Origin of the sequence: Anoxybacillus flavithermus (assembly GCF_002742685.1) — a bacterium.
In the GTDB taxonomy this organism is placed as follows: Bacteria; Bacillota; Bacilli; order Bacillales; family Anoxybacillaceae; genus Anoxybacillus; species Anoxybacillus flavithermus_E.
Genome location: NZ_PEDM01000008.1, coordinates 58498 through 83760, shown reverse-complemented (window position 1 = coordinate 83760; position 25263 = coordinate 58498). Strand labels below are relative to the sequence as shown.

Annotated in this window: 21 protein-coding genes; 1 reads left to right on the top strand and 20 read right to left on the bottom strand. The window is 42.6% G+C overall.

Annotation, left to right across the window (positions count from 1 at the left end; all coding sequences use genetic code 11):
• Positions 1-86 precede the first annotated feature (86 nt).
• From glnA to hflX, 4 genes are all read right to left on the bottom strand, one after another.
• Positions 87-1421: a type I glutamate--ammonia ligase gene (gene glnA, locus CS060_RS06035; RefSeq protein ID WP_035048431.1), complete on the bottom strand. Its 1335-nt coding sequence runs from the start codon at positions 1419-1421 to the stop codon at positions 87-89.
• Between the two features lie 54 nt (positions 1422-1475).
• Positions 1476-1880 (bottom strand): MerR family transcriptional regulator, encoded by a 405-nt coding sequence (locus tag CS060_RS06030; RefSeq protein ID WP_035048433.1) that lies wholly within the window; start codon positions 1878-1880, stop codon positions 1476-1478.
• Between the two features lie 101 nt (positions 1881-1981).
• Positions 1982-3250 (bottom strand): methionine gamma-lyase family protein, encoded by a 1269-nt coding sequence (locus tag CS060_RS06025; RefSeq protein ID WP_035048435.1) that lies wholly within the window; start codon positions 3248-3250, stop codon positions 1982-1984.
• Positions 3251-3263: 13 nt separating this feature from the next.
• A complete protein-coding gene (gene hflX, locus CS060_RS06020; RefSeq protein WP_035048440.1) occupies positions 3264-4511 on the bottom strand; it encodes a GTPase HflX in 1248 nt (415 codons plus the stop codon).
• Between the two features lie 145 nt (positions 4512-4656).
• Between hflX and CS060_RS06015 the strand changes: the two genes are divergently transcribed.
• The gene (locus tag CS060_RS06015) at positions 4657-5265 is read left to right on the top strand and encodes a trimeric intracellular cation channel family protein (protein WP_035048444.1); all 609 of its coding nucleotides are present in this window, start codon (positions 4657-4659) and stop codon (positions 5263-5265) included.
• A gap of 31 nt (positions 5266-5296) precedes the next feature.
• On the opposite strand, the gene CS060_RS06010 is transcribed toward CS060_RS06015, so the two are convergent.
• The 16 genes from CS060_RS06010 to CS060_RS05935 all read right to left on the bottom strand — a co-directional run bounded on the left by CS060_RS06010 (position 5297) and on the right by CS060_RS05935 (position 25100).
• Positions 5297-6451 carry a thiolase family protein gene (locus CS060_RS06010; protein ID WP_035048464.1) on the bottom strand — a complete coding sequence of 385 codons (1155 nt, stop codon included), beginning with the start codon at positions 6449-6451 and terminating at the stop codon, positions 5297-5299.
• Between the two features lie 14 nt (positions 6452-6465).
• Positions 6466-7311, bottom strand: coding sequence for a 3-hydroxyacyl-CoA dehydrogenase family protein (locus CS060_RS06005; protein WP_035048447.1), 846 nt, complete (start codon positions 7309-7311; stop codon positions 6466-6468).
• Between the two features lie 11 nt (positions 7312-7322).
• Positions 7323-8930: a long-chain fatty acid--CoA ligase gene (locus CS060_RS06000; protein ID WP_035048449.1), complete on the bottom strand. Its 1608-nt coding sequence runs from the start codon at positions 8928-8930 to the stop codon at positions 7323-7325.
• Positions 8893-9993 carry a CaiB/BaiF CoA transferase family protein gene (locus CS060_RS05995; RefSeq protein WP_035048452.1) on the bottom strand — a complete coding sequence of 367 codons (1101 nt, stop codon included), beginning with the start codon at positions 9991-9993 and terminating at the stop codon, positions 8893-8895. Before CS060_RS05995 ends, CS060_RS06000 begins: the two co-directional genes overlap by 38 nt.
• A gap of 11 nt (positions 9994-10004) precedes the next feature.
• Positions 10005-11150 (bottom strand): acyl-CoA dehydrogenase family protein, encoded by a 1146-nt coding sequence (locus CS060_RS05990; RefSeq protein WP_035048454.1) that lies wholly within the window; start codon positions 11148-11150, stop codon positions 10005-10007.
• 12 nt (positions 11151-11162) lie between these two features.
• Positions 11163-12722, bottom strand: a complete 1560-nt coding sequence (locus tag CS060_RS05985; protein ID WP_099668779.1) for a fatty acid--CoA ligase — start codon at positions 12720-12722, stop codon at positions 11163-11165.
• A gap of 127 nt (positions 12723-12849) precedes the next feature.
• Entirely contained in the window at positions 12850-13779 is a 930-nt protein-coding gene (gene spoVK, locus CS060_RS05980) for a stage V sporulation protein K (protein WP_099668778.1), read from the bottom strand.
• A 115-nt stretch (positions 13780-13894) separates the two neighbouring features.
• Positions 13895-14119 carry an RNA chaperone Hfq gene (gene hfq, locus CS060_RS05975; RefSeq protein WP_012575112.1) on the bottom strand — a complete coding sequence of 75 codons (225 nt, stop codon included), beginning with the start codon at positions 14117-14119 and terminating at the stop codon, positions 13895-13897.
• 34 nt (positions 14120-14153) lie between these two features.
• The gene (miaA, locus tag CS060_RS05970; protein ID WP_035048460.1) at positions 14154-15089 is read right to left on the bottom strand and encodes a tRNA (adenosine(37)-N6)-dimethylallyltransferase MiaA; all 936 of its coding nucleotides are present in this window, start codon (positions 15087-15089) and stop codon (positions 14154-14156) included.
• Between the two features lie 116 nt (positions 15090-15205).
• Complete coding sequence (gene mutL / locus CS060_RS05965; protein WP_035047395.1) at positions 15206-17014, bottom strand: DNA mismatch repair endonuclease MutL; 1809 nt, start codon at positions 17012-17014, stop codon at positions 15206-15208.
• A gap of 13 nt (positions 17015-17027) precedes the next feature.
• A complete protein-coding gene (mutS, locus tag CS060_RS05960; protein ID WP_099668777.1) occupies positions 17028-19592 on the bottom strand; it encodes a DNA mismatch repair protein MutS in 2565 nt (854 codons plus the stop codon).
• Between the two features lie 74 nt (positions 19593-19666).
• A complete protein-coding gene (locus CS060_RS05955; RefSeq protein ID WP_035047397.1) occupies positions 19667-20203 on the bottom strand; it encodes an outer spore coat protein CotE in 537 nt (178 codons plus the stop codon).
• A gap of 158 nt (positions 20204-20361) precedes the next feature.
• The gene (locus CS060_RS05950) at positions 20362-20793 is read right to left on the bottom strand and encodes a YlbF/YmcA family competence regulator (RefSeq protein WP_099668776.1); all 432 of its coding nucleotides are present in this window, start codon (positions 20791-20793) and stop codon (positions 20362-20364) included.
• A 1-nt stretch (position 20794) separates the two neighbouring features.
• On the bottom strand, positions 20795-22375 hold the full coding sequence (gene miaB / locus CS060_RS05945) for a tRNA (N6-isopentenyl adenosine(37)-C2)-methylthiotransferase MiaB (RefSeq protein WP_035047485.1): 1581 nt from the start codon (positions 22373-22375) through the stop codon (positions 20795-20797).
• Positions 22376-22494: 119 nt separating this feature from the next.
• Complete coding sequence (locus tag CS060_RS05940; protein ID WP_035047487.1) at positions 22495-23361, bottom strand: 2-oxoacid:ferredoxin oxidoreductase subunit beta; 867 nt, start codon at positions 23359-23361, stop codon at positions 22495-22497.
• Positions 23362-23363: 2 nt separating this feature from the next.
• Entirely contained in the window at positions 23364-25100 is a 1737-nt protein-coding gene (locus CS060_RS05935; RefSeq protein WP_035047399.1) for a 2-oxoacid:acceptor oxidoreductase subunit alpha, read from the bottom strand.
• Positions 25101-25263: the final 163 nt, after the last annotated feature.

The following is a 25263-nucleotide window of genomic DNA, read 5'->3' as shown; positions in this document are numbered from 1 at the left end:
GCCTTCGCAGTTCGGGACTTTCACCCTATAGATTGCACCCATGCCGAGCACACCATAAAAAGCTAACGGAAAAACCGTTAGCTTTTTTAGTAAAGGCTCATATATTGCTCACGTTCCCACGGATGTACTGCCGTGCGGAACATATCCCATTCAATTTCTTTCGCTTCAACGAAGTGTTCGAATAAATGTTTACCAAGCGCATTGACAATCACTTCATCCGATTTTAAGTTTTCGAGCGCTTCTGCTAATGTTGCAGGCAAATCAACAATACCTTCTTCTAAGCGTTCCTCTTTTGTCATCACATAAATGTTGCGATCGACTGGTGCAGGCGGTGTTAGTTTATTTTTAATTCCATCTAGTCCGGCTGCCAATAATACAGCCATGGCCAAATATGGATTAGCTGCAGGATCCACACTGCGCACTTCAATTCGTGTGCTCATGCCGCGTGATGCCGGAATGCGGATGAGCGGGCTACGGTTACGTGCCGACCACGCAACGTAACAAGGTGCCTCATATCCTGGAACGAGACGTTTATATGAATTTACTGTTGGGTTCGTTACCGCTGTAAAGTTTGGCGCGTGTTTTAACACACCTGCAATAAACTGCAATGCTGTTTCGCTTAATTGCAATTGGCCGTTTGGATCAAAGAAGGCATTTTCACCATTTTTAAAGAGCGATAAATTACAATGCATACCCGAACCGTTCACACCAAAGAGTGGTTTTGGCATAAATGTTGCGTGTAAACCGTGTTTGCGCGCGACCGTTTTGACAACGAGTTTAAACGTTTGAATGTCGTCACACGCTTTTACCGCATTCGCATACTTAAAGTCAATTTCATGTTGCCCTGGCGCAACTTCATGATGAGATGCTTCAATTTCAAAGCCCATCTCTTCTAGCTCTAATACGATATCACGGCGGCAGTTTTCACCTAAATCCGTTGGTGCTAAGTCAAAGTAACCACCATTATCGTTTAATTCTAACGTCGGCTCTCCTTTTTCATCTAACTTAAATAAGAAAAACTCCGGCTCTGGACCTAAGTTAAACTCAGTAAATCCAAGCTCCTCCATTTCTTTCAATACACGTTTTAAGTTATAACGCGGACATCCTTCAAATGGTGTACCATCTGGGTTGTAAATGTCACAAATAAAACGTGCCACTTTTCCTTTTTCAGCTGTCCACGGGAAAATAACAAATGTATCTAAGTCTGGATATAAATACATATCCGATTCTTCGATGCGAACAAACCCCTCGATCGATGAACCATCGAACATCATTTTATTATCGAGCGCTTTTTGTAACTGACTTACTGGAATTTCCACGTTTTTAATGGTGCCGAGAATATCGGTAAACTGCAAGCGAATATACTTTACATTCTCTTCCTTTACAATACGAAAAATGTCTTCTTTTGTGTACTTACCCATACATATTCCTCCCCCAAAATGAAAAAGATCATTTATGTTAAAAAACATAAATTTTTAGTGAAAAAAGCGAGCGATATCTCCTTGACGAAGCGAGGCGCGATTAAAACGGCCTGCTTCCATTAACTCGGCACGCAGCAATTTACGCAACTCCTCTTCTGACAAATCTTGCTTCATTACTTTCGGTGCAACAGATGGCGTTGTTTCCGTATGCTGTTGTTGGCGTGCGGCAAAAATTTGTTTAATACCTGCCAAATTAACACCTTGCTCGATTAGATCTTTAATTTCAAGCAACCGATCCACGTCATTAAACGAGAACAACCGACGATTGCCTTCTGTTCGCGCAGGTGAAACGAGACCGTGTTCTTCATAGTAACGAATTTGTCGCGCTGATAAATCAGTTAACTGCATAACAATACCGATAGGAAATAGCGGCATGGAGCGACGAATGTGACTATTCATGTCGACCCCTCCTCACATAATACGTATTTTCATTTTATTCTATGTTATTTTATATGTCAATGATATGTTATATTTCATCACATATTTTTTTCTGAAATATTTTATAATTGAATCAAACGCTTTTCAAGTAACTGATCAATCGCCATACAAACAGCGATTTTGACGTGCGAATACGTTAATCCTCCTTGCACGTAAGCGACATACGGTGGGCGAATCGGTCCATCAGCAGATAACTCGATACTTGCCCCTTGCACAAACGTCCCTGCTGCCATAATGACATCATCTTCATATCCTGGCATGTAGTTTGGGTATGGGGTAAAGTGCGCATTGACTGGTGATGCAAATTGAATCGCCTGGCAAAATGCAATCATTTGTTCTGCATCATCGAATTGGACCGATTGAATTAAATCTGTACGTGTTGCGTTCCATGTCGGATACGTATTCATCCCGATACGTTCAAGCATGGCCGCGGTAAAAACCGCGCCTTTCAACGCTTGTCCAACAACATGTGGCGCTAAGAAAAAGCCTTGGTACATCTCCTGCAAACTGTACAGCGAAGCCCCCGCTTCCGCCCCAATTCCCGGCGATGTCATCCGATACGCACACATTTCGATATATTCGCGTTTACCGACGAGATATCCTCCCGTTTTCACCAATCCACCACCTGGATTTTTAATAAGCGAACCAGCGATGATATCTGCCCCGACATGGCACGGCTCTTTCTCTTCGACAAATTCCCCGTAACAGTTATCGACAAACACAACGACGTCTTGTTTGATCGCTTTGACAAAATCAATCATTTTTTTGATTTCCTCAATCGTAAACGACGGACGCGGGTCGTACCCTTTCGAGCGTTGAATGCCGATCATTTTCGTTCGTTCGTTAATCGCTTGTTTAACCGCTGCAAAATCGACTTTTCCTTCCGAGGTGAGCGACACGCTGTTATAGCCAATATGAAACTCTTTTAACGAGCCAATTCCTTTGCCGCGAATACCGACGATTTCTTCGAGCGTATCGTACGGTTTGCCGGTAATGTACAAAAGCTCATCACCTGGACGTAAAATGCCGAATAAAGCAATTGTAATGGCGTGCGTACCAGAAATAATTTGTGGACGAACGAGCGCCGCTTCCCCACCAAATACGTCCGCATACACTTTTTCAAGCGTGTCGCGTCCTAAGTCATCATAGCCATATCCTGTCGATGGAATAAAATGTGCGTCACTGACTTGATGACGACGAAAGCTTTGTAATACGCGATATTGATTATAGTCAATGCGCTCGTCAATCGCCCGATGAATCGGTGCAATTTGTGCTTCAATTTCTTTAACGAGTGCAGAAATCATTTCTCCATGTGTTAAATGTTGAAACATAAAAAAACCCTTTCTATTTTTGATATGTTGTTAGTTGTAACAAAAGTGGATGTTCTCGCAATAAATAGCCGCTGCATTCATACATGCCACTTTGTTCGTTGTAGTGCATGCGTCGCACAATCGTTTCTGCTTTTAGCTGTGCAAGCAATTTTCCTTCAAACGCTGGAATTGTCACGTTGTAATGCTCCATTGCTTCAGTTATTTTTTCTTCGATAAATTGGCACAAGTTTTGAACGTCTTGTTCATAGAACGCACTCACTAACATATAATCGGTTTTCGGGCTTGGGACAAAACTTGGAAGGACAATGTCACGTTTGTTATAAACCGTTGCAATCGGAATCGTTGTCGCCTCCAACTCCTCAAGCAAGCGATAAACGGTTTGTTCATGTTGAATATAATCCGGATTCGATGAATCGACAATATGCAAAATAAAATCAGCTTCTTTTACTTCTTCTAGCGTCGAGCGGAACGCTGCGACGAGCGTTGTCGGCAAGTCTTGAATAAAGCCGACCGTGTCCGTCAACAGCACGGTATAACCGCTTGGCAGCACAAGTTTTCTTGTGAGCGGATCTAGTGTAGCAAACAGTAAATTTTCTTCAAATGCATCCGCGTTCGTTAGACGGTTAAAAAGCGTTGATTTACCGGCGTTCGTATAGCCGACAAGCGCAATTTGAAACACCGCGTTTTTCTTCCTCCGCTCGCGGTATCGTTCGCGATGTTCAACAATGACTTTTAGTTGCGCTTTAATTTCATCGATACGACGGCGAATATGACGGCGGTCTGTTTCGAGCTTCGTTTCTCCCGGTCCTCTCGTTCCAATTCCACCGCCTAATCGAGAAAGTTCTGCGCCTTGTCCACTTAAGCGCGGCAAAATGTACTGCAGTTGGGCAAGTTCGACTTGCAATTTTCCCTCTTTGGAGCGCGCGCGGCTTGCGAAAATGTCTAAAATAAGCTGCGTTCGGTCAATGACGCGTACGTTTAACAACTTTGTTAAGTTACGGTTTTGGCTTGGCGAAAGTTCGTCATTAAAAATGACGACATCTGGCTCAAATTGTTCGACAAGACGCACTAGCTCGTCGACTTTTCCTTTTCCGATATATGTAGCCGGGTGAATCGTGTCCCGTTTTTGCGTAAGGGTAATGACTACCTCGCCATTTGCTGTATGAACGAGCGAAGCAAGCTCTTCTAGCGAATACGAAAATCGTTCATCATCCACATGTGGCAATTGGCATCCAACAATAATGACTCGTTCCTTTTCCATATTTCCCCTCTTTCCTATTGAACATCTGTTCTCATCATAACAAATCTAATTTAAAAGCGCTATGTCTGAAAAATGATCATTGATTTTTTTATATTTTATACATAAAATTTTAACGTAATGTTACATAACAGAAAGGATTGCGATGATGACTTGGGAAGTATTAAGTATGATCGGTACGATTGCTTTTGCGATTAGCGGAGCGATTGTCGCTATGGAAGAGGAGTACGATATTTTAGGTGTATACATTCTCGGAATTGTAACTGCATTCGGAGGCGGTGCTGTGCGAAACGTATTAATTGGTGTACCGGTATCTGTTCTTTGGCAACAACAAACTCTTTTTTTCATCGCGTTTCTAGCGATGACTATTGTCTATTTGTTCCCACACAAAATGCTACCACATTGGCAACGTTGGGGAAACTTTTTTGATGCTCTCGGGTTGTCAGCCTTCGCCATTCAAGGAGCATTATATGCTGTTCAAATGAATCGCCCGTTAAGTGCAGTCATTGTTGCTGCTGTATTGACTGGAAGTGGAGGCGGAATGATTCGCGATGTATTAGCAGGAAGAAAACCTCTCGTATTGCGTGATGAAATTTATGCCGTTTGGGCGATTTTAGCGGGCGTTGCGGTCGGAACCGGCATCGCACATTCTCCAATTAGCTTGTATGTATTGTTTATTGTCGTTGCGGCATTGCGCATTTTATCGTATACATACAACTGGAAATTGCCAAATAAATCGTTAAAAACAAACAACTAAAGCAGGAGACCTCAAAGGAGGTTCCTGCTTTTTATCCTTCCCCTCTTTCCACAATGGTCGCTGTTGCCATACCGTGTCCGATGCAAATGGTTAACAAGCCGTAGCGCCCCTTTCGTCGTTCGAGTTCGTGAACGAGCGATGTCATGAGTTTGACTCCCGTTGCGCCAAGCGGGTGACCTAAGGCGATGGCACCGCCGTTGACGTTTACTTTCGAAAGCGGTGCACCGATTTCTTTTTGCCAGGCGAGAACGACAGATGCGAACGCTTCGTTAATTTCGACAAGGTCGATATCGCCAATGGTGAGGTTCGCTTGTTGCAATACTTTTTTCGTCGCTGGAATGACGCCGTCCAACATGTATGTCGGGTCGGAGCCGACGACTGTTTGGGCGACGATTTTTGCTTTCGGCTTCAAGCCGAGGCGAAGAGCTGTTTTTCGCTCCATCAATAGCACCGCGGCCGCACCATCGCTCATTTGGCTCGCATTTCCAGCGGTAATTTTCCCATTTTGTTTAAAAACAGGCTTCAACGCCGCTAGCGCTTCAAGCGATGTATCTTGGCGCGGCCCTTCATCGGCTGTTACGATGATATCGTTGCCGTCTTTATCAAGCCCGTTGACGGGTATGATTTCTTCGGTGAAACGACCTTCCGCTTGCGCCCGAAGCGCCCGTTGATGGCTTTCATACGCATATTCATCTAACTGTTCTCTTGTCAATCCGTATTTTTCGGCAATCAGTTCGGCAGAAACGCCTTGGTGGACGAATTCGTATTTTTCATGGAGCGACGGTGGAATCGTTCGCTCGTTTCCGTCGCTTAAAATTGGCACTTTCGTCATGCTTTCGACACCAGCCGCAATCGTAATATTCATATCGCCTGATTTAATTTCTTGAGCGGCGAAATGGATCGCTTGCTGGCCCGAACCGCACATCCGGTTGATTTGCACCGCCGGCACTTCCACTGGAAAGCCTGCCTCTAATGCCGCTAATCTCCCGATATTGTAGCCTTGTTCGCCAATCGGCGTTACACATCCCATCACAATATCTTCGATCATCTGTTTTTCAATCCCCGCTCGTCTGACAACTTCATCGAGCACCACAGCTGCTAAGTGAACAGGATGTTTGTCGCGAAATACCCCGTTTCGCTTGCCGACAGGAGTGCGTACCGCTTCGACAATCACCACTTCGCGCATATCTTTCCCTTCTTTCATTGATATGTGTAAAATCCTTTGCCTGTTTTTCGTCCAAGATGCCCCGCCTCGACAAGTTTACGAAGCGTTTGCGGCGGACGGAATCGGTCGCCATATGCTTCTGTCATATTTTCACTGACAAATAGCATCGTATCTAACCCAACTAAATCGGCAAGTTCAAGCGGTCCCATCGGGTAATTCAGCCCGAGGCGAATCGCTTTGTCAATATGTTCAGCGGAAGCGACTCCTTCTTCATACATGCGAATGCATTCAATCATATGCGCCGCAATCGCTCTTGTTGTCACAAATCCTTGCATATCTTTTACGATAACCGTTTCTTTGCCAATTTCTTCGGACAGTTGCTGGATCGCTTCGATCGTTTGTTCGGATGTTGCCACTCCTTTGACGATCTCAATGAGCTTCATGACTGGCGCTGGGTTAAACCAATGCATGCCGACGACTTGGCTCGGACGTTTGGTCGCTGCAGCAATCGCCGTAACACTTAATTCCGACGTATTCGTTGCTAAAATGGCTTCTTGTTTCGCATAACGGTCAAGCTGTTCAAACACTTGTTTTTTGAGCGGCAAATGTTCTGGCACCGCTTCGATGACAACGTCCGCTTCTTTTACTGCTTCTTGCAAGTTCGTTTCGGTTTGAATGCGAGCAAGGACAGCCGTTGCCTCTTGTTCTTGTAGTTTGCCAGCCTTTACAAAACGAGAAAGGCTTTTTTGAATGGACTGCATTCCTTTTTCAAGCGCCGCTTCGGAAATATCGTATAAATAAACCGTTTTTCCGCCCATCGCTAGCGACTGGGCGATGCCGCTTCCCATTAAGCCAGCACCGATGACAGCCATTATTTGCATCGTTACTCCCCCTATTGAACGTTTGTAAAATAATCGCGCAATTGTTCACGTAATTTCATTTTCAAAAATTTTCCGACACTTGTTTTCGGAATTTCGTTCATAAAGACGATTTCATCTGGCAGCCACCATTTCGCAAATTGCGGACGTAAAAAGTCGTATAGTTCCTCTTTTGTCACATGTTTTCCTTCCTTCACTACCACGCAAGCGATCGGTCGCTCTTGCCATTGCGGGTGCGGCACGGCAACAACCGCCGCTTCAAACACCGCTTCATGCGCCATCAATGCATTTTCTAAGTCGACAGACGAAATCCATTCCCCGCCGCTTTTAATGACGTCTTTTGTCCGGTCGACGATTTTAATAAACCCTTCTTCGTCTACTGTCACGACATCGCCTGTATATAGCCATCCATCGCGAAACGCGTCTTTGCTTCGCTCGTCGTTATAATATTCATCGGCAATCCACGGGCCGCGCAAGCATAGTTCACCCATTTCCGTTCCGTCCCACGCCACTTCGCCGTCTTTGCCGATCACTTTCATTTCTACCCCTGGGACAAGAAAGCCTTGTTTCGCACGAATGTCCAATTTTTCTTCGTTCGATACGTGCTGCTGGTAGCTTTTTAGACGCGACAAGACGACAAGCGGGCTCGTTTCTGTCATGCCGTAGGCGTGCACGAACGGGATGCCGTATTTTTCTTCAAAGGCGCGAATCATTCCTTTCGGCGCTGCTGAACCGCCACATAAAATGCGCGTTACGCTGCGTAAATCGTACGTGCCTTTTTCCAACTGGTTCAATAAGCCAAGCCAAACGGTCGGCACACCAGCAGCAAGCGTCACTTTTTCTTGCTCCATCAGTTCGGCCAATATTTTCGGTGTAAATGCCGCCCCTGGCATGACAAGCGTCGTCCCGAACCAAACCGCCGCAAACGGCAAGCCCCACGCATTCGCATGAAACATCGGCACGACTGGCAGCGCCACATCCGATTCCGATAGCGCCGCACTATCGGCAAGCCCTAACGCCATGCTATGGAGAACGATGCCGCGATGGGAGTATAATACGCCCTTCGGATTCCCAGTTGTCGCGGACGTATAGCACATGCCAGCAGGATGATGCTCGTCGATATCTTTGACAAATGAAATCGGCTCGGCTTGTTGTAACAATTCCTCATAATGATAAACGGGCGCAAGCGTCGTCTTCGGAAGCGTCGGTTCATCGGTCATAATGATAAACGCCTCGACGTTTATTTCGTCTTTCACCCGTTCAATGAGCGGCAATAAGTCGTCGTCAATCAATAGCACCCGGTCGTTGGCGTGGTTAATAATATACGCGATATGTTGCGGCGACAGGCGAATGTTAATCGTATGCAACACCGCCCCAATGCCTGGAATGGCAAAATACGCTTCTAAATGGCGATGATGGTTCCACGCAAATGTACCGACTCGGTCTCCTGTATGGACGCCAAGCGTTCGTAGTGCACTCGCAAGCTTTCTCGTCCGTTCGCCAATTTCTTTATACGTATAGCGGACAAGCCCGTTCTTCATCCGCGAAATGACTTGTTTTTTCGGAAAAAACATTTCTGCCCGTTCAAGCATTGTCGCAATATTTAATGGAACGTTCATCATATGCATGCACTCCCCCATGTTCATTTAACTTTGGTGCTCGTGTACGTTTCGTAAAAAACTGCTCATCGTAACGGGTCGCTACTTCGATTTGGTCGTTATCGATATGAATCATGTTTCGGTGCGTATCACTTGCAAACCACGTTTTCGCTTCATCCGTTTCTAATACCGGCGTTAAGCAACAATCGACTTGTTGCGAAAAATCGATCCATTGTTGGAACGTTTTCGTGCGAAACAACTGCTTTATTTCTAGAAAGAGAGGATTGTCATCACAGGCTGCCGATAGATGTCCTTCATACCATTCTGGCTTTTCGACTGCGTCGCAAAAATTGCGCCAAAAATGCCCTTCCAGCGCGGCAAGCGCCATATACCGCCCGTCTTTCGTTTCATACAGATGATACGACACAACCGTGCCAGCTAATACAGGAATCCCGTTTTTTTGCCCCGTATAGTGTTCTACTACAAAATGGTTTGTCATCATCGAAAGCAAACCGTCAACAAGGGCAACGTCTATATAACGCCCTTTCCCCGTCCGTTCGCGTGCATACAAGGCAGCGGTAATTTGTTCGACGACATGCATGCTGCCGATAAGATCGGCGAACGTTATCGTCGGGTGAATCGGACGGTCGCCCGCTTTTAGCTGGGCTAAAACACCGGCAAGCGCCATATAATTTAAGTCATGGCTTCCGAACGGCGCATATCGGCTATGTTGGCCATACCCGCTAATCGAGCAATACACAATCGATGGATTCAGAGCCACTGCTTCTTCATAGCCAAGTCCAAGCTTTTTCATGACACCGGGGCGGAAACTTTCGATGATGACATCGGCTTGGCGGATGAGGTGTTGCGCTGTTTGAACATCTCGGGTATTTTTCAAATCTAGCGCGATGCTTTTTTTGTTTTTATTGTTCGCGTCAAAAAGGCAGCCAGCAGCTAGCCCCCGCATCCGGTCACCTGTTTTCGGCTCGATTTTAATTACTTCCGCTCCTAAATCCGCTAAGCGAAGGCTAGCAAACGGCCCGGGGAGATAATGGGAAAAATCAATCACTTTAATTCCATCCAGCAATAAAATCCCCCCTACAATCCAAGATGTTTGGCAATGATCATTTTCATTACTTCATTCGTTCCGGCATAAATGGCGCTTACCGGAATGTCGCGGTAACGTCTAGCAATTTCGTATTCTTCCATATAGCCATAGCCGCCATGAAGCTGCATTCCTTCCGCAGCGACACGCTTTGCCATTTCCGTCATCCACCATTTCGCCATTGATACGTTTGCCACGACGTCTTTGCCTGCGATATGTTGTTCGATGACATCATCAAGAAACGCACGCCCGATCGCAATTTCCGTCGCCATTTCTGCGAGCCGGAATTGAACCGTTTGAAATTGGCTAATCGTTTTCCCAAACGCCGTACGCTCTTTCACATACCGTTTCGTTAAGTCAAACATCACTTCTGCCGCTGTTTGCGCAGCAATCGCAACGATGAGCCGCTCTTGCTGCAATTTCTCCATTAAATAGTAAAACCCTTTTCCTTCTTCCCCAAGCAAGTTTTCCGCCGGGACTTTTGCATCGCTGAAAAATAGTTCGGTGGTATCTTGGGCATGCAATCCCACCTTTTCTAGCTTCCGGCCTCGTGTAAATCCTGGCGTTCCTCTTTCGACGACAAGGAGGCTCATGCCTTTATGCGGTGGGTTCGCACTCGGGTTCGTTTTGCAAACGACGATGACTAAATCGGCATGAATGCCGTTTGTAATAAACGTTTTTTGCCCGTTGACAATATAATGGTCGCCTTGTTTTACCGCTGTTGTTTGGATACTTGCTAAATCAGAACCTGCTCCTGGTTCGGTCATCGCAATGGCGGTAATGATTTCTCCAGATACACACTTTGGCAACCATTTTTTCTTCTGCTCTTCCGTTCCATATGAGGCGATATATGGAACGACAATATCGTTATGCAAGCCGATGCCGACAAGGCTTGACCCTACTTTTTCTAACTCTTCATTGATGACGACTGAATAGCCAAAATCGGCACCAAATCCACCATATGTTTCATCTACCCACGGACAAAGAAACCCGTTTGCCCCCATTTTCCACCAAAACTCGCGCGGGATAATCCCTTGTTTTTCCCAGTCGGCATAAAATGGATACGCTTCTTTTTGCAAAAACTTTCGGAACGCCTCACGAAAGATATGATGCTCTTCGTGCAAATACGTCGCTGCCATTTTCCCACCGTCCTATGATTGTGCCATTTTTTTCATTTGCTCTCGCAACAAAAACTTTTGAATTTTTCCGCTCGCATTGCGTGGCAGTGCTTCGACAAAATAGTACGCACGCGGTCGTTTGTACGGGGCGAGTTTGTCGCTTTGTTTGCAAAACGCCTCTAATTGTTCTGCGGTAAGCTGTTGGTCTTTTTTGACGATGAAAGCAACGACTTTTTCTCCCCATAGCGCATCCGGCTCGCCAAGCACCGCAACATCAAGTACTCCTTCATGCTCGTAAAGCACGTCTTCTACTTCGCGCGGATAGACGTTTTCGCCGCCGCTAATAATCATGTCGTCGACGCGGTCAGCTACGTATAAATAGCCGTCTTCATCCATGTAGCCTAGATCGCCAGAATGATACCAGCCTTTATACATCGCTTTTTCCGTCGCATCTTCGCGATTGTAGTAGCCGACCATCATGCATGGACCTTTGACGATAATTTCGCCAACTTGTCCCGGAGGTAAGATGTCGTCTGGATCGGATGGGCCGTCTTCGCGCGGTTTGACGATGCGAATTTCGTGGTTTAAGCATGCGCGTCCGGCAGATCCTGCTTTCGTTAACTGCTCATCTTCGTATAAAAACGTTACCGCTGGACCCATTTCCGTCATGCCGTACGCTTGGATGAAATCAATGCCTAACCGCTCTTTGCATTCTTTTACAAGCACTGGCGCCATCGGAGCGGCTCCATACAAACCGATGCGAAGTGAGGATAAATCGTAATCTGACAATTTTTCTTGCAAAAGCATATTCCACATCGTCGGTGCAGCAAATAACACGGTAATTCGTTCTTGTTCGATGACGGTTAATACTTGTTTCGGGTCGAAATGATGAACAATGACGTTCGTTGCGCCAGCATGGACGCGTGGGAGGAAACAACAATGCAATTCCGCGCAATGAAACATCGGTGCGGTGACAAGCCCCCGCTCTGTTTCGCGAATGCGCATCACCGAATTGCAAATTAAACTTTGTTCGATCATGTCGCGGTGTCGATGCATCACTCCTTTTGGCCGTCCTGTCGTTCCGCTTGTATACATGATCGCATACAAATCATTTTCGGAAACGTCGATGGCTGGAAGTTCATCGCTTGCACGCTCGATTTGTTCGTGATAAGAAACAGCATACGTTGGTGATTGTCCGTCAATCATCCAAAAAGAAATGTGTGGAAATTCATGATGAATGGCTGTGATTTGTGGTTCGACTGCTTGTTCAAACAACACGATTTTTGGGGTAGCATCCGTTAAAATGTAAGCGATTTCTTTTGGTCGTAAACGAAAATTAATCGGGTTGAAGACAGCGCCGATTTTTGCGCACGCAAAAAAAGCAGTCGCAAGCTCTGCCGTATTAAATAACACGGTCGATACACGATCTCCTTTTCGCACCCCTGCTGTTAAGAAAGCGTTTGCAAGTTTCCCCACTTCTTTTGCCCATTGTTCGTACGTATAGCGAAGTCCTGTACGAACATCAACGAGCGCTTCTTTTTTCGGGAACTTTCTTACTGTCTGTTCGAACACTTCACCAATCGCTAAATACAAAACAACCTCCTCCTTATCTATTTGTATTAATATAAATAATATTTTTTATTTTCAGATTATATTCTACAAATAAAAAAGAAACCCTTCCTTACTCACATAAAAAATAGGAAAGGTTCCCCTTCCCTATTCATTCAACAACTAAATCGCGTTCTCGTATAATCATCAATTCTTTTTTATCATAGCGCCCTTCATGCAACAAACGTACCGCTTGTTTCCGAATTGCTTTTTCAATCAAATTTCGAATGTAGCGACCGTTACTAAACTTTCTTTGATATCCCCCAGCTAGTAGTTGTTCAATATGTTCGCGCAACTTTCGCTCCGCTTCAGAAGTAAGTTCGTATTCTCTTATATGGAGCATTTGTTTTGCGATTTGTACAAGCTCTTCCGTTGTGTAATCAGGAAATTCGAGCATTAACGGAAAACGTGATGGCAAGCCTGGGTTCAATGATAAAAAATAGTCCATTTCAGCCGGATATCCTGCTAAAATAACGACTAAATCGTCAGAAAAATCTTCAATTCCTTTTACTAACGTATCAATTGCTTCTTTTCCAAAATCTTTTTCTCCTCCACGCGCCAACGAATATGCTTCATCAATAAATAAAATGCCTCCCCGTGCTTTTTTAATTAAATCGCGCGTTTTATTCGCCGTATGACCAATATATTCACCAACTAAATCAGCACGTTCTGCTTCAATAAAATGCCCTTTAGATAAAACGTTCATTTCTAAAAATAACTTTCCAAGAATACGAGCTACTGTCGTTTTTCCTGTGCCGGGATTCCCTTTAAAAATCATGTGAAGAGATTGTTTATTTCCTTTTAATCCGTTCGCTTGACGCGCTTTATTAATGTATAGCCACGCGTAAATTTCTTTAATTAATTTTTTCACTTCACTTAGTCCAACTAATTCATCTAGCTCTTTTTGAATCTCTTTCAACACCGCATGTTGATGATAATCAATTCGATTTGTCGTTTCTTCTTTTGGTAAGTAATTGACGTTTTTTGCGTTAAGGACGATGTTAATCTGACTTTTTGTTTGCTTCATTGTCAACTCTGACAAGGCTCCGTCACCTCTCCTTCGTCGTTGCTTCTTTTATCAATATACGCTGTTAGCGCCCATTTCGTGACAAATGCCTAACGAAAAAATCGCCCACCGACATGGTGAGCGATTTAGCTTACTCGATCTCGATTTTCACATTTTTTTGTGGTGCAAATGTGGAAATCGCATGTTTATAAATTAATTGTTGTCTTCCGTCCACTTCTAGTAACACTGTAAAGTTGTCAAATCCTTTCACTAGTCCTCGCAATTGAAATCCATTTAGTAAAAATACAGTAACCGTTGTTTCTTCCTTCCGCAATTGGTTTAAAAACTGGTCTTGAATGTTTATTGTGTTTTTCATTGCTCTGTCCTCCTCTTTTCTCTCTACATTACGTCTACATATTCGACTGAAAGTGAAACTTTCCTTCTATGTAATGCAAAATTTCATTTACTCGCCTTTCAAATATTGTATCATCGGTCATGTCAAACCATTGAACAGGCATTTGATTACGAAACCATGTAAACTGACGTTTTGCATAGCGACGAGAATTTTGCTTCAACTGCTCAATAGCTTCTTCAAGCGAAATTGCCCGAGCGAAGTACGCATATAATTCTTTATAACCGATCGCTTGAATAGATTGGCAGTTCCGCAAGCCTTGTTCATACAATCGCTTCACTTCTTCAATCAACCCTTGATCAATCATTTGATCTACTCGTTGGTTGATGCGTTCATACAGTTTCTCTCGTTCCATTGTCAGTCCAATGAGCGCTACGTTGTATACAAGTTGTCGTTTTTGTTCTTTTAGCCATTCTGTCATTGTTTTTCCTGTGCAATGGTAAATTTCTAACGCACGAATGACGCGACGAATGTTATTCGGATGAATACGTTCCGCACTTAAAGGATCAACACGTTTCAGTTGTTCATACAACTCATCAGACGAACAACGTTCAAGCGACTGACGATACACGTCATTAGAAGGTGCGTCGGAAAATTGGTAGTCGTAAATAACCGATTGGATATATAATCCTGTACCACCAACGATGATTGGAAGTTTTCCCCGTTTCGTTATATCTGTAATAAGTGAGCGAGCAAGCGTCTGAAACTCTGCAACAGAAAAAGATTCATGTGGCTCTTTTATGTCTAGTAAATGATGCGGGATACCTTCCATCTCTTCTTGACGAATTTTAGCCGTCCCGATATCTAATCCTTTATATACTTGCATCGAATCTCCATTAATGATTTCACCGTTTAAACGCTTGGCGAGCTCTATGCTCATCTTTGTTTTCCCTACAGCCGTTGGCCCAATTAACACAACGACTTTCTCTCCCATAAAACACCACTACTTTCTGCTCTAATTCACATTCATTTATTATAGACAAACGATGTACATTTTATCATCTCATTTTGAAAAATTTCATTTGAAAGCGGACAAAAAATACCCGCTTTCTACATGACGCGTTTAAACATTTTTTCTAATTCATAAGTAGAAAAATGAATAATAATTGGACGACCGTGCGGACATGTAAACGGATCACTTGTTTTACGCAACGACTCGAGCAACGCAAATATTTCATCGTTGCGCAAAAATTGATTCGCTTTAATCGACTGTTTACAACTCATCATAATTGCTGCTTTTTCCCGAAGTTGCTTGATATCTACTTTTTTCATCGTTAACACTTGCTTAATCATTTCCTCAATAATTTCTACTTCTTCCCCTTTCGGAAACCATTGAGGATGGGAGCGAACAATAAAACTGTTATGACCAAACGGCTCTAAAAACACGCCACACGCAGCTAATTGGTCGCGGTAACTCTCGATCAGTACATACTCACTTGATGAATAAGTAAGCGTCAGTGGAATAAGTAAGGGCTGTAACTCATTTGTAACGGTTGCTAGTTTGTCACGAAAGTATTCGTATTTAATTCGTTCTTGGGCAGCATGTTGATCAATAATATACAGCCCGTTTTCATTTTGAGCTAAAATATATGTCCCGTGCATTTGGCCAATCGGATATAATGGCGGAATGCGTTCTTGATCCATCTCTTCTATTACATGTTCACTTGGAACAACAGGTTCTACATTAAGCGGCTTGATTTCGTTACTTCTCTCTAACACGATTTGCTCTTCTGTTTTCTTTTCTTCATCACGATGTATCTCCATTACACGAGGTGACATCACATTCGATTCCTTCACGATATGTTCAAACGAAAACGTTTGTTGTTCTGTTTTCGGCTTTTCCAGTCGCGGTGCCGTTACCTCAGGAATTAACGTCTTTTTTTGAAATACTTGGCGAATTGTTTGTTGGACAAGCTCGTTTAACTCGGCTTCTTTACTAAAACGCACTTCCAATTTTGCTGGATGAACGTTCACATCTACAAGAAGCGGATCCATGACGATATTTAAAAATGCAATCGGATGCCGTCCAATCGGAAGAAGCGTATGGTATCCTTCTTCAATCGCTTTATATAGCGGATAGTTTTTAATATATCGTCCATTTACAATCGTTGTCATATAGTTACGGGAAGCACGCGTCACTTCAGGTAAAGCAACGTAGCCGTCAATCGTAAAATCAAGCGTTTCTGCACGAATCGCAACCATTTTTTTTGCAACATCAAATCCGTAAATAGCTGCTAATACTTGCCGCACATCCCCATTTCCGTTCGTATAAAACAGTTGTTTTCCATTATGTGTTAATCGAAACGAAATATGTGGATGAGCAAGCGCTAAACGATTCATCACATCCACAACATGTCCAAGTTCCGTATGAATCGTTTTCATATATTTTAAGCGAGCGGGCGTATTGAAAAATAAATGAGAAACGGTAATATCTGTTCCTTTTCGACTGCTCGTCCGACCATGTTGCACAAGTTCTCCGCCCTTTAAAACGAGCCACGTCCCTGGTCCTTCGCCGGTACTCGTCTTCAATTCTAAATGGGAAACGGAAGCAATGCTAGGCAACGCCTCTCCTCGAAAGCCGAGCGTACGAATGCGAAACAAATCTGTTTCTTCTTTAATTTTACTTGTTGCATGTCGTTCAAAAGCTAAAAAACAATCTTCCTCCTCTAAGCCATCACCATTATCCACGACGCGAATTTTCGCTAATCCCGCTTCTTCTAACGCTACTTCAATGATCGTGCTATGAGCATCAATCGCATTTTCCACAAGTTCCTTGACGACAGAAGCTGGACGCTCCACAACTTCCCCTGCTGCAATTTTATTCGCTAACGCATCATCAAGCTTACGAATTTTCCCCACGATCTCCCTCCTTTCATTTTATTAGCTTTTGAATTTCATATAATTTATTCATCGCCTCAAGCGGCGTCATATCAAGTAGATCGAGCGACTGAATACGCTTAATCACTTCTTTTTCTTTTTTCGATATATCCGAGCGCACTTTTTCATGTTGTTCTTCAAACATGCTTAACTGCTCAAATTTTTCTTTTCTCTCTTTTATGATTGGTGTCGAATTTGATTCAAATTCAAGTAAAATTTGTTCAGCCCGTCGAATCAAATCTGATGGCAACTTAGCTAATTGGGCTACATGAATGCCGTAACTTTTATCCGCTGGACCTTCTTTAATTTGATGCAAAAAGATAACTTTACCGTTTTCTTCAATTGCACTCACATGAACATTTTTTAGGCGCAGCAATTGTTGTTCAAGTGCTGTTAATTCGTGATAATGAGTACTAAATAGCGTTTTGGCACCGATGCGATCATGAATGTATTCGATCATGGCTTGAGCAAGCGCCATACCGTCGTATGTGGATGTTCCACGACCAATTTCATCAAATAAAATAAGGCTATTTTGCGTTGCGTGAACGATCGCATGACGTGCTTCTAGCATTTCTACCATAAATGTACTTTGACCTGCAACTAAATCGTCAGCCGCCCCAATGCGCGTAAATACTTGATCAAAGATCGGTAATATCGCTTCTTCCGCTGGAACAAAACAACCGATTTGTGCCATGATCGCCGTTAATGCGATTTGACGCATATATGTGCTTTTTCCAGACATATTCGGACCTGTAATAAGTAGCATTTCTCGTTCATCATCCATATAACAATCGTTTGGAACATAAACATTGGCTCCTAACACTTTTTCTACCACAGGATGTCGCCCCTGCCGCACTACAAGACGACGATCAGAAGAAAACTGCGGTTTACAGTAATTATATTTTTCGCTGACAGTAGCAAAACATTGTAAAACATCTAATTGGCTTATGTTCTTCGCTAATTTTTGTAAACGTACAATATATTGTTTTACTTGTTCACGTATAGAAACAAACAATTCATATTCTAGCTCTACGCTTTTTTCTTCTGCCTCTAAAATAAGTGCTTCTTTTTCTTTCAACTCTTTCGTCACAAAACGCTCAGCATTCGCTAGTGTTTGTTTACGCTCATACCGCCCTTCTGGTAATAAGTGTAAATTAGCTTTTGTTACTTCGATATAATATCCAAACACTCGATTATAACCAATCTTTAATGATTTAATTCCGGTTAATTCTCTCTCTTTCGCTTCTAACTGCGCAATCCATGTTTTTCCGTTTCGACTAGCATCTCGAAATCGATCTAACGTTTGGTTGTAACCATCTTTAATGATTCCACCCTCCTTCACAGAAAGCGGTGGATTTTCTTCAATTGCTTCTTCTAGCAATTGAACAAGTTCTTCGCATGCATCTAACTGTTGTGCAAATGATTGAATGTGATCATCATCAAATTGCATAAGAAGCGCGGAAATGAAAGGCACTTGTTTTAACGACTTTTTCAATTGAATTAAATCACGCGCGTTTACATTTCCAAACGCCACACGTCCAGCTAACCGCTCTAAATCATATACACTGCGAAGATATTCACGTAATTCTTGTCTTTCAAAATAATGTATCAAAAATTGTTCAACGAAATGCAATCGCTGTTCGATTGTTTCACGATCTAATAACGGACGATCAATCCATTGTTTGAGTAGACGCCCGCCCATTGCGGTCATCGTCTCATCCAGAAGCCAAAAAAGGGACCCTGCTTTTCCTTTTGTTCGCATCGTTTCCGTTAACTCTAAATTCCGTTTGGAATACATATCAATTTTCATATGTGAATTAACCTCGTACAGATCGACTGGCTGCAAATGAGTCAAATTTCGCTTCTGTGTTTTGATTAAGTAATTTAATAATCTTCCAAACGTCACAAGTAACTTTTCTTGTTTCAAATGTGAAACAACAGGTGCACAATTAGGTGGGATGGTCGTTTCATCCTCACATGAAATCGTAAGGGCATATCTTTCTTGTAAGGATTTCCATTGTTCTTTAGACGTCGTGGCAACAACAATTTCTTTCGTGCCAATGGAATAAATTTCATTGAACACATCTTCAAACGAATGAAGAATCGTGATGCGACTTTCTCCGGTTGTTAAATCTGTATACGCCAATCCGTACGTACCATCTTCAAATGACGTCAATGAGGCTAAATAGTTGTTTGCTTTCTCTTCAAGCTGCTTTCCCTCCATAACCGTTCCTGGTGTAATAAGCTGAACAACTTCTCGGCGCACTACCCCTTTAGCTGTTTTTGGATCTTCAACTTGTTCACAAATTGCAACTTTATATCCTTTCTCAATTAAACGTTCGATGTACATAGCAGCCGAATGATAAGGTACACCGCACATCGGTACGCGTTCTTCTCCTCCACCATCTCGGCTTGTAAGCGTAATTTCTAATTCTTGTGATGCTTTAATTGCATCTTCAAAAAACATTTCATAAAAATCACCGAGACGAAAAAATAAAAAAGCGTCTTTATATTGTGACTTGATCGCTAAATATTGTTGAATCATTGGTGTATAAGTCATAATCTTTCCTCCAACGCCCGAAATATTGACTTCAATTATTATAACAAAAATAAAAACTAGGAAGAACAAACTTCCTAGTTTTTATTGCTCCCTTCTTGAAGAAGCTCTTCATCTAACTGTTCTAATTCCGCTTCAATATCTTCCTCTACTTCATCTGATGATGTATCAACGACCGCAATCCGTACCTTTGTTTCCCCGATGACCTCGGCGATGAACTCCCGCTCTACTTCCACAGTTACCTTATTTCCAGTTGAAGCAATCGTACATTCTAAACAATTTGGCTGCTGAACAACACGCGCAATCACTTCTTGTTCTTCACTAATAAGCTCTTCGTTACGATACTTTAACGGGATGACATCTGTGTACGATACTGTCTCTGTGAGTACTTCTGTTTTTGTATTATCGTTGTACGAATACCAAACGTTCACATCATACTTACCATGAATTTCAACACTGCGATCTACCTTTTTTGCTTCGTACCGATGATTAATAATCCAACAACCGAGCACGCTCGTTGGACGATGTTGAGCGGAAACAGTATGCGTCGATTGGGTAAACTTTCGGCCTTTTCCCACAACCGCCTTTGTAATAATTTCTCTGTATTGGGACATAAAACAAACCCTCCTCAAAAATGCATTGTTCATTTTATCCTATGCGCGAAAAAACTAAAAGTGTACATAAAAAAACAATCATTCCGTATAGTTCATTGTATGCAGCTTCTTCGAAATATGTACGAAAAATAAAAAAGAGCCCATATGAAATGGACTCTTTAATGACAATGACCGCAATGGCTATGTTTCACTTGTGCACCTGTTTCTCCTCGCAACACATCTCCGCCCGTCGATGTAATAATTTCATCTGTGACTGTTTTTGAAATGGTGGATGCAACGAGTTGCAATAAATCATTAATTTCTACTTGAGATTGTTTAAATTGTTCCACAATCGGAATTTCTGATAGTTGTTCATAAATGTCATCAATTTCCGTTTCTACTTTTTTTAATGCTTCAACCTTGCCGTAATGTTGCAAGTTTACAGCTTGTTTTTGTAACGATTTAATTTTAGCAATCATCGTGCGCACTTTTTCATTTTCATGAATTTTTGCTTCTGCTTGTTTAAAAATTTCCACTTCTTCTGTTTCAGCAATCATTTTAGCTAATTCTTTTGCCTTCTGTACGATGTCATCTTTCGTATATTTCGCCACGTTATTTCACCTCGATCGTTTCTTCTACCATTTCTCCGTTTAACGTCCACGTTTTCGCCTCTGTAATTCGCACTTTCACAAGTTGACCGATCGCAGACTTTGGTCCGACGAAATTAACAAGCTTGTTTTTGCGTGTGTATCCAGCGAGAACATCCGGGTTGTTTTTACTTTCCCCTTCTACTAATACTTCGACAACTTGTCCCTCGTATTCCTTCATTTTTCTTGCAGAAAATTCGTTTACTAATGCATTTAATCGTTGTAAACGCTCTTTTTTCACTTCCATTGGCACGTTGTCAACCATTTTTGCTGCCGGCGTTCCTTCACGTGGCGAGTAAATGAACGTAAATGCTGAATCAAATTCGACTTCGCGATAAAGCGACAACGTTTCTTCAAATTGCTCATCTGTTTCATTTGGGAACCCGACAATGATGTCCGTTGTAAGCGCGACACCTGGAATGGCTTCTTTAATTTTACGAACAAGCTCCAAATATTGTTCACTCGTATATTTACGCGCCATCATTTTTAACACTTCACTACTTCCCGACTGTACAGGCAAGTGAATGTGCTCAACTAAATTTCCGCCTTTCGCCAACACTTCGATTAAACGGTCATCAAAATCACGTGGATGGCTTGTCGTAAAGCGAATGCGTGGAATATCAATTTTGCGCAATTCGTCCATTAAATCACCAAGACCATATTTCATATCATTAAAGTCTTTTCCATATGCATTCACGTTTTGTCCTAAAAGCGTAATTTCTTTATATCCTTGTGCGGCTAAGTGGCGTACTTCTTGAATGATATCTTCTGGACGGCGGCTGCGCTCTTTGCCACGCGTATACGGAACAATACAGTACGTACAAAACTTATCGCAACCGTACATAATATTAACCCATGCTTTAATATTTCCTTTGCGCACTTTCGGTAAGTTTTCGATGACATCGCCTTCTTTTGACCATACTTCAACAACCATTTCTTTTGACATGTAGGCTTCTTTCAAAATATACGGAAGACGATGAATATTGTGCGTGCCAAAGATCATATCAACGTATTGGAATTGCTTTAAAATTTTATTGACGACTGATTCTTCTTGCGACATACAGCCACATACACCAAGCAATAAATCAGGGTTGTTTTGCTTCAATGGCTTTAAGTGCCCAATTTCTCCAAACACTTTGTTCTCTGCATTTTCACGAATTGCACACGTATTTAACAAAATGACGTTCGCATCTTCGGGGCGATCTGTTGGTTCATAGCCGAGCGCCATAAAAATACCAGCCATCACTTCTGTATCGTGTTCATTCATTTGACAGCCGTACGTACGAATATAAAATTTACGACCGTTCCCCATACCACGAAACTCTTCAGGGATCGAGAAATCTTTATGATATTTCACTTCCTCTTTTCCACGTTTTTTCGCTTCTTTTAAAGATGGGGGAACAAATACAGTTGAAAAATATTTTTCATAGTCTTGACTCGTTTTTTGTTTGAGACGTTGCAAATTTTCATCCAAAGCGGATTTTTTGTCCGTTGGATGATCTGTTTCAATTTGTGCTGTGTACTGTAAACGTTGTTTTTCGTTCATCATGATTCTCCTTTCTTTTGTTCATAGACGCACACTAACATAGTATATTATTTTCTAGGCTTTTAAACAATGTTTTTTCCATGAAAAAGAGGATGGCCTCTACCACCCTCTTTTCTATCTTACATAAACTCTGCAACGAGTTGATCAAATTTTTCTTTACTAATTGTTAAATCCGCTTCAGTTAGTGGTTTTTCGCTATAACCAGGCACAAGATCTTGATATGATTTGCGCTCTTTATTTTGATAAATGAGCCCTGTAACAAGCCCTTTATGTTTCATTAATGTTTGCATCGCCATTTCGCGGTTAGATGGATCATATCCTTCAATGGTGCTTAAGCTCGTTAAATTGTCTTTAAACCAGTCGTATGTGTTTACTTTATTGTACGTAACACACGGGCTAAATACGTTAATGAGCGAGAATCCTTTATGCTTCATGCCCTCTTCAATTAATTGCGTCAACTCTTTTAAATCGCTAGAAAAGCTTTGAGCGACGAATGTTGCCCCTGCTGTTAATGCCATTTCCATGATCGACAACGCTGGCTCAACTGACCCTTGTGGCGTACTCTTCGTTTTAAATCCAACTTCACTGCGCGGTGATGTTTGACCTTTTGTCAATCCGTAAATTTGGTTATCCATGACGATGTACGTAATGTCGATGTTACGTCGAATAGCATGAATTGTATGTCCCATTCCGATCGCAAATCCGTCACCGTCACCACCAGCAGCAATAACCGTCAAATCGCGATTTGCCATTTTTACCCCTTGGGCAATTGGAAGCGCTCGGCCGTGAACACCATGGAAGCCATATGAGTTAATGTAACCAGAAATACGACCTGAACAACCAATTCCAGAGACAACAACAAGTTCATGTGGTTCAAGTCCAACGTTGGCAGCCGCGCGCTGAATGGCTGCTTGCACAGAAAAGTCGCCACAACCTGGACACCAGTTCGGTTTAATACTATTACGGAAATCTTTAAATGTCGCCATGTTTAAAACAACTCCTTGCATTTTGTATAAACTTCGTGCGGTAAGAACGGGTTGCCATCATACTTCAACACGTTAAATACTTTCTCAGCATGTCCAACGTTCATTTTTAAAATGTTGGCAAGTTGTCCTGTTGCGTTATTTTCAACAACAACAACTTTTTTCGCTGACTGCACAAGCGGCAACATTTCTTCCGTCGGGAACGGATGAATGAGACGAACGTGAGCATGGTTTACTTTAATACCATCGCGTTCTAATCGTTCCATCGCCTCTTCAATCGCCCCGCGCGTCGAGTTAAATCCGACAATTAATATATCTGCTTCTTCATGCTTCACATGTTTATGAACTGGTGTCGGGAATTGAATATGTTTTAACTTGCGTAAACGCTTATCCATTTGTGCAATACGGTTCGCTGCTACTTCAGAAGGACGGCCTGTTTCATCGTGCTCAACACCTGTCACATGGTGAATACCGTTTTTCATTCCCGGCAATACGCGTGGTGACACACCGTCTTCAGTCACCTCATATCGTTTGAAGCAACCTTTGTCTGGAATTTCAGGAAGTTCCCCTGTAACAAGCTTGCCGCGACGAATTTCAATTTTGTCATACTCTAGCGGCTCAACAGTTTGCTTTCCTAACGAAAGTTGCAAGTCTGTTAAAACGATGACTGGGCATTGATATTCTTCTGCAATATTAAACGCTTCAACCATATCGTAAAACGCTTCTTGTACAGTACTTGGCGCCATGACCACTTTCGGAATCTCTCCATGCGTACCGTAAATCATAGCCATTAAATCTGACTGCTCTTGTTTTGTTGGAAGACCTGTGCTTGGGCCACCGCGTTGCGTATCAACAATAACAATTGGTGTTTCTGTAATTCCGGCTAATCCGATCGCTTCCATCATAAGCGAAAGACCAGGTCCAGCGGAAGCTGTCAATGTGCGCACACCCGCATAGTTTGCGCCAATAGCCATCGTACAAGCTGCGATTTCATCTTCTGTTTGAATGACCGTGCCACCGAACTGTGGAAGCTTTTTAATTAAATATTCCATAATTTCGGATGCTGGCGTAATTGGGTAAGCCGCCATAAAACGAGCGCCACCAGCAAGTGCGCCAAGCGCAATTGCATCGTTTCCAATCATAAACATTCTCTTTTTGCCATCTGCCTTATCAAGTTGCATTAATTGAATGTTGTCACCAAGTTGTTCACGCATAAACTGAGCGCCCGCTCTGATCGCTTCCATGTTTTTAGCAACGACTTGTTCACCTTTGCGACCGAAAATCTCCTGAACGACCCCTTCATATACGCTAATATCGAGACCGAGTACTGCGCTAGAAGCTCCGACTGCAACCATGTTTTTCATTAATGCTGTTCCTAATTCTGTTGCAATATCCGTAAATGGAACCGCATACAACGTAGCTTTTGACTCATCTGGAATCGTCGGATTAAACTTCGCGTCTGCAATGACGATCCCACCCTGACGCAACTCGTGAAAGTTAAAATCAATCGTCTCTTGGTCAAAAGCTACTAATATATCAAGATCATCGGCAATCGAACGAACTTGTGTTGTGCTAACACGAATTTTATTGTTCGTGTGACCACCTTTAATTCGAGATGAAAAGTGGCGATAACCGTATAAATAGTAGCCTAGTCGGTTGAGCGCAATGGAGAATATCTCCCCCGTACTTTCAATACCTTCCCCTTGTTGTCCTCCAACTTTCCATGAAAGTTGACTAATCATGTCTTACACCCCTTTAAAGTTCCATCAATTGTGACGTAACATTGTACGATTATAAGTGTAGCACTTTTCCAAAAAAAGCTCTACCATTTCGCTTAATAAATTTTTTGAAAAATTTCATATACTAAACGCTTTCATTCTAGCCCTATTGAAAAAAAATTGCAAC